The organism is Martelella sp., from assembly GCF_984369615.1.
Map to the genome: position 1 here is coordinate 1 of NZ_CFHTCS010000117.1, position 11925 is coordinate 11925.

Below are 11925 nucleotides of genomic sequence, written 5' to 3' on the forward strand. Positions count from 1 at the left end.
GCCCAAGCTGATGCCGCTATCGGGCATCTAGACGGATTTATTGCTGCCCTTGAAGAGCTTGCAGAACGGCAGACACTGCCTAATGGTGACATTATGGTACGCGAAGCCATCGGGGTCTGCGGCCTGATCACGCCCTGGAACTGGCCGCTGAACCAGATCGCCTCCAAGGTCGCCCCCGCGCTTGCTACCGGCTGCACCATGGTTCTCAAGGCCAGCGAGATCGCGCCGCTCAGCGCCACCGCGCTTGCCGAAATCATCGATGAAGCCGGTCTTCCCGCCGGCGTCTTCAATCTCGTCCACGGTGACGGACCGACCGTCGGAGAGGCAATCGCCCGTCATCCGGACGTCGACATGGTTTCAATCACCGGCTCAACACAGGCCGGCATCCGCGTCGCGGAGCTGGCCGCAAAAACGATCAAGCGCGTTGCGCAGGAACTCGGCGGCAAATCGGCCAACATCATCCTGCCCGACGCCGATCTTCCGGCGGCGGTGAAGGCCGGCGTTCATGCCTGCAACACCAATGGCGGGCAGAACTGCCAGTCGCCGACACGCATGCTGGTGCCGCGCCGGCATCGCGAGGAGGCCATCGAAGCCGCCTGCGAGGCGATCTCAGAGATCAGGCTCGGCGATCCGATGGACCCGGAAACGACGATGGGTCCGCTGGTGAGCCAAACCCAGTTCGACAGGGTACAGGCGCTGATCGCCTCGGGCATTAAGGACGGCGCGACGCTCTGCGCCGGCGGGCCGGGCCGTCCGACGGAATGCGATAGGGGCTACTTCGTCCGGCCGACGGTGTTTGCCGATGTGACGCCGGCGATGCGCATCGCGCGCGAGGAAATCTTCGGGCCTGTGCTTTCGATGATGTACTACGACAGCGAGGACGAAGCCGTCGAGATTGCCAACGACACGCCCTTCGGCCTTGCCGGTTTCGTCCAGTCGAGAGACCCCGACCATGCCCTCGCGGTCGCCCGGCGTATTCGCGCCGGCCGCGTCTATCTCAACGGCGCGCCGTTTGACCGCAGCCTGCCATTCGGCGGATATAAACAGTCGGGCAATGGCCGCGAGTTCGGCCTGTTCGGTTTCGAGGAATATCTGGAGGTCAAGGCGATGCTTGGCTATCCGGCCGCCTGAGGGGCCGGCCATTCACAATGCGAGGGAGGGGATCATGCAGCCAGACACCAACAGACGCCTGATGGAAATGCTCGACCGCGAGGAGCTCTACGACCTTGCGCGCCGCGAGCGGTTTGCCCGCGACCAGCGCCGCTTCGACGTGATGCGGGCCTGCTTTCACGACGATGCCCATGTGCGCACGAGTTGGTACGACGGCCGGGGCGGTGAGGCCTATGTGGAGGCCACGCGCATATTCATGGGAAAGGTCGGCAACGGGAAACACTGGGTCTTTCCCGCTTTTGCCGAGGTGAGAGGCGACAGGGCCACGATCGAGAGCCCGGCCATGATCTTCAACCGGGCGACGCTGGAGCAGGTCGAAATCGATTTTCACGTCTTCTGCCGCTACTTTTCGCGGGCCGTACGCCAGGATGGCACCTGGAAGCTCTTAAGCTTCGAGGTTCTGTTCGAACGGGATATCCTGCGCGCGGTCAATCCGGCGGAGATCCCGCCCATCGACTGGGACAAACTGCGGGCGTTCAGGCCGTCCTATTGTTTCCTGTCCTATCTTCAGGCCAGCCGGGGCATCGACGTCAACCAGGACCTCCTCGGCGACGACCGCCCGGATGAACTCGCCGCATTTCATGCGGGGGAAGTGGAATGGCTTGAAGGCCTGACCTAGAGCGCCGTGCGTCCATTCGGACGCACAAAGGACGCTCTAACCTATTGAAACTACGCATCGTGCTTTCCGATAATCGATTCCGATTTTCGGGCCGATGCTCCAGCGCAATCCGTGCGCCAGGCAGGGGCATTTCGTCAAGCGAAACGCAGACCCTTTGAAATTTATGCGCCGCGGCATTGGCCTTAGATTGAGTGACAGAGGAGTTGGGCCGGAATGGCTGGCGACATTGCCGGCACGGCACACCGGACACCATGCGCATTTCAGTCACTGGCGGCGAACGGCCCAAGCGGTCATGGCCAGGCGGGCCCGCCGGCCGGGGCGCGCTTCCGCGAAATCTTGAAGAATGGAGGAGGACATTCCATGAGAAAACTAGCAAGCCTGGCGCTTGGCGTCATCTGCCTTTTCGCCGGCGGGGCGATGGCGCAGGACGACGCCGTCACCCTGCCGAAGACGCTGGTGTGGACGAGCTTCGACACCGGCAGCCTCGGCTATAACCAGTCTATCGCCGTCGGCAAGGCGCTTGAAGATGCCTACGGCATCTCGCTTCGCGTTCTGCCGGCCAGCACCGACCTTTCGCGCATCGCCCCCGCCAGGGAAGGCAGGGTGCCCTTCGCGCTGGCCGGAAGCGACGCCTTTTATGCTTTCGAAGGCGTGCTGAGCTATGCGACGCCCGACCTCGGACCGCAGAAGCTGACGGCCGTGATCCTCGCCGGCGCGGACAACGGCGTCGCCATGGGCGTCGCCGCCAATCAGGATATCAACAGCATCGCGGACCTGAAGGGCAAGAAGGTGGGCTGGGTGGTCAGTTCGCCGTCGCTGCAGTCCAATGTACGGGCATTCCTGGCCTTCGGCGGGCTCACTGTCGATGATGTCGAGCTTGTCGACCAGCCGAGCTATGGCGGCGCGTGGCAGGCCTTTACCAACGGCCAGATCGACGCGATGACGGCAGTCACCAGCGGCAGCGGCGTTCTCGAGCAGGCGGCGGCCTCGCCGCGGGGCCTCAAATGGCTGCCACTGCCCTTTTCCAACACCGAAGGCTGGAACCGCCTTCAGGCCGTCAACCCGCATTTCGGCCAGCGCAAGGCGACCGTCGGCGTCGACATCGATGCGGAGCACCCGCTGGAATGCGCCGGCGTTCCCTATCCGGCGCTGATCACCTACACGGCCTCGCCGGACCTCGTCTACAATGTCACCAAGGCTATCGACCTGCAGGCGCCGGTCTACAGCAAGATGCAATCCGGCACGTCCGGGTGGGCGGCCGATTCGGAAGTTTTCGACTGGGTCGTGCCGTTCAACGAGGCCGCTGTCAGATATTACAGGGAAGCCGGCGTCTGGACCGACGAGGACCAGAAGCACAATGACCATCTTGTCGCCCGCGCGAAGGTCCTGCAGGAGGCCTGGAGCAAGATGGATGGCAAGAGCGGCGACGATTTCGCCGAAAAGTGGATGAAAGTGCGTGCCGATACGCTCGAAGCGGCCGGTTTTCCGGCCTATTTCAGGTAGCCGCGCATGCCGGTCATAGACAACAACACGCAGGGAGGCGAGGCGGTTTCCGCCCGCCGCCACGCCTCATTGACATCGGCCGTCGTGCGCATCCTGACGGTCCTGCTTCTGCTCCTCGGCATCAACCAGACCTTCAACCTCGGGTCGCGCTTTCATATGACCCTGCTGGAAAACCAGTATTTCTACGCCGTGCTGGCGCTCGCGATCCCGATGGTCTTTCTTCTGATACCCGGTTTTCGCTCCCCTCGCCGGCAGACGCCGGGCGTGCTCGACTGGGCGCTCGCGGCCATCACATTCGTGACGCTCTGCTATTTCATTTTCCATGCCTACGACATCGTGCTCCTCGGCTGGGAAATGTCGCCGCCATCCGCCGCCGTCTTTACCAGCGCGGTTCTCTGGCTGGTCATGCTGGACGCGGGCCGGCGGGCGGGCGGGCTGATCCTCGGCATGATCGTCCTCTTCTTCTCGACCTATCCGTTGTTTGCCGACAAGCTGCCGGGACCGATCTCGGCCTTCAGCTCGCCGTTCAGGTATGTGGCGGCCTATCACGCGATGAGCCTTGAAAGCATTCTCGGCATTCCGCTGAAGGCCTTCGCGAACCTCGTCTTCGGCTTCGTCGTCTTCGGCGCGGCGCTTGAACATACCGGCGCCGGGCGTTTCTTCATCAATCTCGCCTTCGCGCTTCTCGGCCATGTGCGCGGCGGTCCGGCCAAGGTTGCAATCCTTTCCAGCGGCCTGATGGGGTCGCTGAGCGGCAGCGTGGTCACCAATGTGCTGACGACCGGCGTGATGACCATTCCGGCCATGCGCAAGGTCGGCATGAAGGGCACGGTCGCCGCGGGCATCGAGACCTGCGCCTCGACCGGCGGCGTTCTGATGCCTCCGGTGATGGGCGCGGCCGCCTTCGTCATGGCGGATTTTCTGCAGGTGCCCTATGCGACGATAGCCCTTGCCGCCGCCATTCCCGCCGCGCTCTATTTCTTCGGCCTTTTCATCCAGATCGACGCGCGCGCCGCGCGCGAGGGTCTGAGCGGCCTTTCCGCCGAGGAACTGCCGGACCTCAAACAGACGCTCAAGGAAGGCTGGCACCATGTCTTCGCCTTCGCGCTGCTGACGGTCATGCTGCTCGTTCTGAAAAACGAACAATATGCGCCGTTCTATGCGACGGCGGCGCTTCTGGCCGTCAACCAGATCGTCTCCAGGACCGATCGCTGGGGACGCAAGGAACTGCTGCATTTCATCGACAGCCTCGGCCGTCTCTTCGCCACGCTCGCCGCAACGCTTGCCGCCGTCGGCATGATCGTCGGCGGACTGTCGATGACCGGGCTTGCCGGAACGCTCGTCAACGACCTTCTGAGCATTGCAGGCGATTCGCCCCTGCTTCTGCTCATCATGGGCGCGCTGACAAGCCTTGTCCTCGGCACGGGCATGACGGCGACGGCCTGTTACATCTTTCTGGCCGTGATGCTGGCCCCGGCGCTGATCCAGGTCGGGTTCGACCCGATGGCCTCGCATCTTTTCATCTTCTACTGGGGCATGCTGTCCTTCATCACGCCGCCGGTGGCGCTCGGCGCCTTCGCCGCCGCCTCGGTTGCCAAGACCCCGCCGATGCGCACCGGTTTCGAGGCGATGAAGATCGGCAGCATCGTCTATTTCATCCCGTTCTTCTTCGTGTTCGATCCGGCGCTGATCGGGCATGCGGGCTGGCAGAGCATCCTTCTCTCCTCGGGCCTTGCCCTTTTCGGCGTGTGGATGTTCGCAAGCGGCGTCCAGGGCTACATCATGGGCATCGGTCCGGTCTTTTCCGACCGTCCCTATGTCTGGGTGCTACGGCTTCCGCTGCTTGTCGGCGCGGTCCTGATCGCGCTTCCGGGCGAAGCCGTTCCGGGGTTCGGCGATCTGGAGCTTATGGCTGCCGGACTGGCGATCATGGCGCCGGTCGTCATCGCCGCCTTCATCCTCAACCGGCGCGGTCTCGGAAGGGTCCGGCCGGCCTGAACCTGCCCCGGCACGCATGGACATTTCGGAGCCGTGCAGATGATCTCCGGATCACCTGCACGGCTTTCCTTTTCGGCGTCACATGATGCGCAATGCGATTGACCGTCCTCATCGCTCCCGGTCCGCCGCCGCCACGCTTGGACGGCTCCTCCGAAACCCGACCTGGCTTGAGCACTGCGCGCCTTATGCCCCGCAACGCGAATGCGCCCGGGGAGGAACTCCGCCGGGCGCATCGAAACGTCCTTGAGCGAGGATCGGGACGCTCAGTCCTCCACCGGCTCCGGATCCTTGTTCTTCCGCTTCCTCGGACCGAGATAGACAATAGAGACGACCGACAGCGCCAGAAGAACGAGCGCGATCGGATGCTGCAGCACGACCCAGGGGTCGCCCCGGCTGATCAGGATCGACTGGACCAGTTTCGATTCCAGCTCCGGCGTCAGAACGTAGCCGATGATGAAGGCGACCACGGAAAAGCCGAACTGCTGCATGAAATAGCCCAGCACGCCGAAGGCCAGCATGATGTAGATGCCGAACATGCCGCCCGTTGTAACGTAGGCGCCGGTGGTGCAGAGCAGCAGGGCCGTCGGATAGACCACGGAATTGGGCGCCGCGATTGCCAGCGACCAGATGCGCATGCCGATCTGGCCGACGCCGAGATTGCAGAAATTGGCAATCAGCATGGCGCCGAAGAGCCCGTAGATCAGCCTTCCCTGCTCCTCGAACAGAAGCGGACCGGGCTGAACGCCGTGGATGATGAAGGCGCTGACCAGGAGGGCGGCGGCGATATTGCCGGGAATGCCGAGCGTCAGCAACGGAATGAGATTGGCGCCGACGACCGCCGAATTGGCCGCCTCCGAAGCCGCGATGCCGCGCGGGTCACCCTTGCCGAAACTCTCGGGATCCTTCGCCTGCTGCTTGGTGACCGAGTAGGACAGAAAGCCGGCCGTTGCCGAGCCGAGCCCCGGAATGGCGCCGATGACCGTGCCGATCGCCCAGGCGCGGATGGCCACATATTTGTTGGCCAGGAGCTCGCTCAGCGTCACGCCCTTGTCTTCCGGATTGTCCGAGCGTACGCGGATCGGCGAGGCCGTGCTCGTGGCGCGCGTGGTGGCTGCGATCTGGCGGAAGATTTCCGAAACGGCGAGAAGCCCGATCGACATCGCTGTCAGCGGCAGGCCGTCATAGAGATCGAGCATGCCGAAGGTGAAGCGCGGCGTGCCCATGGCCGGATCAATGCCGACCGAGGCGAACAGAAAACCGAGCGCCGCCGCCATCAGCCCCTTGGTCATCGAAGTGCCGACCAGACCCGTGATGACCGTGAAGGCGAGGATCATCAGTGCGGTGATCTCGATCGGCCCCATGCGCAGCGCCACAAGGGCGAGCGGCGCCGAAATCGTGATCAGCACGATGTCGCTCGAAAGGTCGCCGAAGACGGAATAGTAGAGCGCGTATTTCATCGCCTTCATCGGCTTGCCGTTTTTGGCCATGGGGTGACCGTCAAGCGCGGTTGCCGCTGACTCGGGCGTGCCGGGCGTGTTGATCAGGATCGCCGGGATCGCGCCGCCTACCGTTCCGCCCTTGTTGACGCTGATGAGAAAGGCGAGCGCCGTCAGCGTATCGAGCGTGTAGGTCAGCGGAATGGCAATCGCCAGCGCCATCAGCAGCGTCATGCCGGGGATTGCCCCGACGATCTGGCCGACGGCCACGCCGAGGATGATGTAGAGCAGGTTGGTGAGGGTCAGGGCGTCGGTCAGCCCGCCGATAATCGTGGTCAAGTCAGGCATGGGCTTGCTCTCAGAAGGGAATAGACGGCAATGGACGACCCATCACGATCACGAAAACGAACCATGTTGCCGCCGGGACCAGCACGATCGTGACAGCCAGCCACGCATACCGTCGCTCGAACATGAAGGCGCACACGGCCGCCATCAGCGCAATTGCCGACGGCAGGAAACCCGCGAGCGGCATGACGAACGCGGCCGCGAGCACCAGGGCCGCGAGAGCCGCGAGACGCGCAAACTCATACCAGCCGAAATTTACCGGCTGCGCCCTGGCGAAAAGCTGGACAAGGCCGAGAAGGATGAACAGCCATGCCGCAATCTTCGGAAACAGCGAGGGATCAATCGGCCCCGGCTGGCTCGTGACCTGCAACGGAATCAGGAAAAAAAGGAGGAAGCCGCCGAAAACGATGCTGGCTCCCCCGATCAGGCGTTCAAAATACATTGAACAGCGCCCCTTTCTGCTAGCGCATCGGCCCGAAAATCGGAGTCGATTTCCGGAAAGCACGATGCGTAGATTCAATAGGTTAGAGCATCCTTTGTGCGTCCGAATGGACGCACGGCGCTCCAGGTTACTTGCCGAGATACGACTTGTAGAACTGGGCGCTCTTCGCGATCTTGTCTGTGGTGCCCTTGGGCCCCAGATTGAGCGGTTCATTCTCGAGCCGCGTCATCAGTTCGCCGTAACCGTCCGAGTTGACGGCTTCGTCGAGCGCCTCCTCGAGACACGTCCTGATTGCCGGATCGAGGCCCGTGGGCACCATGAAGATCGTCTGACCCTCGATCGTCGCTTCCAGCCCGCCCTCGATCAGCGTCGGGGAGTCGGGCGCATAGGGCGTGCGCGCATCGGTCAGTGACGCGAGCTGGTTCATCGCGCCGGCCTTGATCTGCTGGACGTGCTGGGTGCCCTGGGTGGTTGCGTCCACATGCCCGCCAAGCGCGGACTGCAGCGCATCCGCAGCCCCCTTGCTCGGAACGGCGATGAGGTTGACATCGTAGTGCTTGGCAAGCTGATCGACCAGGATTTCCTGGCTCTTGCCGCCGACGGAAATCGTCGCGCCGTTATTGTCCCTGGCGAAGGCAATGAATTCATCGAGCGTCTCGTAGGGGCGATCGACCAGGGAGACCAGGCCGTAATTGATCTGCATCGCCGTGCCCAGATAGTCGAAACTTTCATAGGTATAGGGCGTATCGGCATTCTCGTAGGGATTGAGCGCCACCGTACCGGTGGCCGCCACGCCGACGGCATAGCCGTCCGGCTTCATGTTCATGAGCGTCGCGGACATCACGCCGCCGCCGGCGCCGGGCTTGTTATCGACAATAACGGTCCAGCCCTGCTGCGCCTCCAGCTCGGCAGCGATGGAGCGGGCAATCGCATCCGAGCCGCCGCCCGCGCCGTAGCCGACGAGCATCTGGATCGGCTTTGCGGGATAGCCGTCCGGGCAGTTCGCGGCGAAGGCGGCGAATGGCGATACCGCTACCGACAGCCCGAGGACGGTCGTTCCAAGAATGAGATCTGCTGCTTTCATGTTTTCCTCCAAAACACGCGAACCGTACCGTCTCCCTCGTAGCGGTTCGCTCTTCTCCCGATAGCCTTGCCTAGCAACCGCGACCTGAGATGGAAACGGCCCGCGGAGCCCGTTTCGTCTGGCGAAATACCTCACCGCGCCAGAAATGCCTCCATTTCCGCAAGCATCGCATCGCGCCCGTGCTCGGGCCGGTCGAAAAGGATGTAATGCGTGGTGCCGCTCGGCTCCCAGTAAAGCACCTCCCCGGCATTGATCAGGTCGCCGACGAGGGCATCCATATCGTCCTTCCGGCTGAGCGTATCGAACTCCGGACGGACGATCATGACCCGGGCGTAAACCTGGTTGGCGTTGACCAGCTTGTGCCCGATCCCCATCAGGAAAAGATCCTCCAGCATGCCGTTGGGGCTGCGATAGGTCGGCGGATCGCGATCTTTCGCCGTCGGGTCGCCGTCGATCAGAGCCTGTTCGAAGGCCCTGACGATCGCCGGATCACGCCAGGCGGTCTTGTCCTCGATCGGGATCTGCCGGTCCCAGTCGCGGGTCAGCATGTCGACCGCGTTGAAGGTGTAGTTGCCGAAATGCGGCCGGTTGAAATGGCCCGGTCGCGCCGGATCCTCCCATTGCGAGCCGTGGCAGAACTTCGGATGCCCGCCGGCGGCGCCGTAGACCATGTTGTAGAGAACGAGGTGGCTCGCCTTTTCCGGCCACAATGCCGCAAAGGCCATGACGCAGGTGCCGCCGACGCCCCAGCCGAACAGGCCGACCGAGGAAAAGCCTGATACCGCGCAAAGGTGGTCGACCGCCGCCTCCAGATCACGGACGATCTCGAGCATGCGCACAAGCGGCTTCGTCGGCGTCGGCGGCAGGTCCATCTCCGCCGGACGCTCGGACCGGCCGAAGCCGCGCGCATCGACGATGTAGCAGCGATGGCCGCGCGCGGCGAGATCGGCGGCAAGCGAACCGTGCGGGACATCGAGATCATATTCAGAGAGCCCGGGAATGCGGGTCCCGTGCATCAGGATCATCGGGCGCGCCGGCGTGCCCGCTGCCGCATCGAACACCTCTCGGACCGCAATGCGCACGCCATCGCGCGTCTTCAGAAAAAAATCCCTGCGCCTGATCGTCCCGGACATGCCTTTTCCTCTCCTTGAAATGCGGGTGCGATCCTGTCTAGCGGGCGCGGGACCTGTTCCGCACCTTTCAAGACACGGCGTTTCGCCAGCCGGAAACAGGCGCACGGCCTGCCGGAACCGTCAGGCGGGAGCCGGGCCGGTCGACTGCCGCTCGATGATGCGGCAGGGAACGTGCAGACGCAGCGGACAGTCGGGGAAATCCTGGTTGGTGATGCGCTGGTGCAGGACCCGCGTCGCCATCCTGCCGATATCGACGCCCGGCACCTTCACCGTGGTCAGTTGCGGCAGGATCTGCTGGGCAGCGGAATAGTCGCCGAAGCCGACCACGGACGCATCACGCGGGATCCGGTAACCGCGCGCCAGAAGCTCGGAAATCACAGTCAGCGCCAGACCGTCATGGGCGCAGAAAAAGGCGGTCGGTTTTTCATCCGCCGCCGCCAACCGGTCGAAGGCCTCGCCGAAATCCCGCCCCTCTTCCGTAATGAGGTCATGCAGAACGACGCCGGGCTCGCGCTCGCAGATTTCGCGCAATCCGTAAAGCCGTTCCATGCGTCCCCGATAGCTCGGATCGCCGTGAACATAGATGATCCGGCGATGGCCAAGCTTCAGGAGAAAACGGCCGACGGCGGACCCGGCCTCATGGTCGGTCGCACCGACCTGGTCGACAGGCTCCAGCGGCTCCAGCCAGCTGTTGCGCACGATCGGAATGTCGGCATGATGCAATCGTTTGAGGTTCTCCTGGCTGTGCAGCCCGACAATCAGAATGCCGCTGCATTCCTTTGCCATCGCCTCCAGTTCCACCCCGTTGCGGGTGCTGCGGATGCGTAACGCGTAACCCAGTATCTGGGCTTCGCGCTGCACGCCGTTCTGGATCTGCATGTGCAATTCCGTGTTGGTCACATCATTGTCGTCGAAAACAACGCCGAGAAGCCTGGAGGACGATGTCGCCCTGCGGTAGCCGAGCCGGTCGGCCGTCTCGGCTACCTTCATGCGGGTCGCCTCGCTGACCCCGCTCTTGCCGGAGAGCGCGCGCGAAACGGCGAATTTCGAGAGTCCCGTTTCCTCCGCGATTGTCTGGATGGTTATCCGCGCCAAACCGCACCTTTCCTTTCATTCGCCTTTGAACGGCCCCGGAGTAATGCCGCGGCTCTGGCTGAAATTCCGACGTCGCAAAAAAATTTACCTAACGCTTTACATAACAAAACTTCTATTTCAAGCTATTTGTTAGTCGATGAAGGATAACGGAGCATCGACAGTAGGAGGAAAATCCATGAGGAATTTGAGCCGCAGAGCTTTTCTCGCGGCAGGGACGGCGTTTGCCGCTCTGCTGGCGCTGCCCGCCTGGGCCGAATTGGAATACAAGTCGCCCAATCTGGAAGAAGCGGTTCAGGCCGGCGATCTTCCCCCGGTCGCCGAGCGCCTGCCGGAAAACCCGCTGGTGATCACGCCCCGCGATCAGCCGGGCACGCAGGGCGGCACATGGAACCATGCGCTGGTCGGCGGCGGGTCGCTTTCCATGCTGGTGCGCTATCAGGGCTATGAGCCGATGGTGCGCTTCACGCCGGACTGGTCGGGCGTCACGCCCAATGTCGCCGAATCCTTTAAGGTCAACGAGGATTCCACCGAATATACCTTCACGCTGCGCAAGGGCATGAAATGGTCGGATGGCGAGCCCTACACCACCGAGGATGTCCAGTTCTGGTATGAGGATGTGTTCCAGAACCCGGAACTGACCATCGGCGATCAGGCTTTCTGGTATTCGACCGATGGATCAATTGCCGAGCTGGAAGTGGTCGATGACCAGACCTTCAAGGTCAAGTTCGCGCAGCCGAACGGCTTCTTCGCCCAACAGCTCGCCTGGGCGCAGCAGGACCAGATCACCCGCACGCCGAAGCATTACCTCAAGCAATTCCATATCAAGTACAATCCGGATGCCAACGCACTCGCCAAGGAGCGCGGCTATGAAAGCTGGGTGGCGCTGTTCCAGCGCGAATGCGGCGTGCAGCAGGACAATGACTTCTTCCAGAATTCCAACCGTCCGACGCTGAATGCCTGGAAGTTCACGATCGCGCCCGGCGAGGACACCGAGCGCGCGGTTGCCGTGCGCAATCCCTATTACTGGAAGGTCGATACCGAAGGCACGCAACTGCCCTATTTCGATGAGATCAACTACCAGATGGTCGGCGATCCGGAAG

The 11925-nt window shown here is 62.8% G+C and carries 10 protein-coding genes; 5 read left to right on the forward strand and 5 right to left on the reverse strand.

Going from position 1 to position 11925, the window contains the following annotated elements:
* Positions 1 to 18: 18 nt before the first annotated feature.
* The 4 genes from AC5DC2_RS11245 to AC5DC2_RS11260 all read left to right on the forward strand — a co-directional run bounded on the left by AC5DC2_RS11245 (position 19) and on the right by AC5DC2_RS11260 (position 5290).
* Positions 19 to 1131 (forward strand): aldehyde dehydrogenase family protein, encoded by a 1113-nt coding sequence (locus AC5DC2_RS11245; protein WP_491698543.1) that lies wholly within the window; start codon positions 19 to 21, stop codon positions 1129 to 1131.
* A 34-nt stretch (positions 1132 to 1165) separates the two neighbouring features.
* Positions 1166 to 1789 (forward strand): nuclear transport factor 2 family protein, encoded by a 624-nt coding sequence (locus tag AC5DC2_RS11250; RefSeq protein ID WP_024706733.1) that lies wholly within the window; start codon positions 1166 to 1168, stop codon positions 1787 to 1789.
* Between the two features lie 360 nt (positions 1790 to 2149).
* Positions 2150 to 3292, forward strand: a complete 1143-nt coding sequence (locus tag AC5DC2_RS11255; RefSeq protein ID WP_491698535.1) for a TAXI family TRAP transporter solute-binding subunit — start codon at positions 2150 to 2152, stop codon at positions 3290 to 3292.
* 6 nt (positions 3293 to 3298) lie between these two features.
* Positions 3299 to 5290, forward strand: coding sequence for a TRAP transporter permease (locus tag AC5DC2_RS11260; protein ID WP_491698536.1), 1992 nt, complete (start codon positions 3299 to 3301; stop codon positions 5288 to 5290).
* A gap of 263 nt (positions 5291 to 5553) precedes the next feature.
* Here AC5DC2_RS11260 and AC5DC2_RS11265 read toward each other — a convergent pair whose 3' ends face one another.
* From AC5DC2_RS11265 to AC5DC2_RS11285, 5 genes are all read right to left on the reverse strand, one after another.
* On the reverse strand, positions 5554 to 7074 hold the full coding sequence (locus AC5DC2_RS11265) for a tripartite tricarboxylate transporter permease (RefSeq protein WP_491698537.1): 1521 nt from the start codon (positions 7072 to 7074) through the stop codon (positions 5554 to 5556).
* Between the two features lie 10 nt (positions 7075 to 7084).
* Positions 7085 to 7591 carry a tripartite tricarboxylate transporter TctB family protein gene (locus AC5DC2_RS11270; RefSeq protein WP_491698538.1) on the reverse strand — a complete coding sequence of 169 codons (507 nt, stop codon included), beginning with the start codon at positions 7589 to 7591 and terminating at the stop codon, positions 7085 to 7087.
* A 49-nt stretch (positions 7592 to 7640) separates the two neighbouring features.
* A complete protein-coding gene (locus AC5DC2_RS11275; RefSeq protein ID WP_491698539.1) occupies positions 7641 to 8597 on the reverse strand; it encodes a tripartite tricarboxylate transporter substrate binding protein in 957 nt (318 codons plus the stop codon).
* A gap of 131 nt (positions 8598 to 8728) precedes the next feature.
* Positions 8729 to 9730: an alpha/beta hydrolase gene (locus AC5DC2_RS11280; protein WP_491698540.1), complete on the reverse strand. Its 1002-nt coding sequence runs from the start codon at positions 9728 to 9730 to the stop codon at positions 8729 to 8731.
* Between the two features lie 120 nt (positions 9731 to 9850).
* Positions 9851 to 10825: a LacI family DNA-binding transcriptional regulator gene (locus tag AC5DC2_RS11285; RefSeq protein WP_491698541.1), complete on the reverse strand. Its 975-nt coding sequence runs from the start codon at positions 10823 to 10825 to the stop codon at positions 9851 to 9853.
* Between the two features lie 175 nt (positions 10826 to 11000).
* Here AC5DC2_RS11285 and AC5DC2_RS11290 point away from each other — a divergent pair.
* Positions 11001 to 11925 (forward strand): ABC transporter substrate-binding protein (locus AC5DC2_RS11290; RefSeq protein ID WP_491698542.1); only part of this gene is annotated, 925 nt, incomplete at its 3' end.

Excerpts from the sequence above, each read along its gene's own strand:
- AC5DC2_RS11250 (WP_024706733.1), top strand. The coding sequence starts at position 1,166 with ATGCAGCCAGACACCAACAGACGCCTGATGGAAATGCTCGACCGCGAG.
- AC5DC2_RS11255 (WP_491698535.1), top strand. The coding sequence starts at position 2,150 with ATGAGAAAACTAGCAAGCCTGGCGCTTGGCGTCATCTGCCTTTTCGCC.
- AC5DC2_RS11260 (WP_491698536.1), top strand. The coding sequence starts at position 3,299 with ATGCCGGTCATAGACAACAACACGCAGGGAGGCGAGGCGGTTTCCGCC.
- AC5DC2_RS11265 (WP_491698537.1), bottom strand. The coding sequence starts at position 7,074 with ATGCCTGACTTGACCACGATTATCGGCGGGCTGACCGACGCCCTGACC.
- AC5DC2_RS11275 (WP_491698539.1), bottom strand. The coding sequence starts at position 8,597 with ATGAAAGCAGCAGATCTCATTCTTGGAACGACCGTCCTCGGGCTGTCG.
- AC5DC2_RS11280 (WP_491698540.1), bottom strand. The coding sequence starts at position 9,730 with ATGTCCGGGACGATCAGGCGCAGGGATTTTTTTCTGAAGACGCGCGAT.